Below are 261 nucleotides of genomic sequence, written 5' to 3' on the forward strand. Positions count from 1 at the left end.
CTCCTTGTCCGCGGATATGGCACGCCTCCAGATCTAAAAAATGGGCTACGCCGCCCGGGATGGCGATTCACTCGTGTTGTCCATGGTCCGGATCGTCCGGTTGGTGACGACCATCAGGAAGACGCCGGCCAGGATGACGCTGATCGCCGTGAAGGTCCCCCGCAGGCCAAGCGCATCCAGCACCGGGCCGACCGCGATCATCCCGAGAGGCGCGGCCACCATCGCCCCGGCGGTCATCACGCCCATGACCCGGCCGAGCAT

The 261-nt window shown here is 65.9% G+C and carries 1 protein-coding gene; it reads right to left on the minus strand.

Annotation, left to right across the window (positions count from 1 at the left end; genetic code table 11):
* Window positions 1-45 precede the first annotated feature (45 nt).
* Window positions 46-261, minus strand: a 216-nt coding sequence (locus tag ELQ11_RS10005; protein ID WP_166739192.1) for an MFS transporter, incomplete at its 5' end; no start/stop codon positions are given.

The organism is Campylobacter sp. US50a (assembly GCF_004379015.1).
GTDB classification, from domain to species: Bacteria; Campylobacterota; Campylobacteria; order Campylobacterales; family Campylobacteraceae; genus Campylobacter_D; species Campylobacter_D jejuni.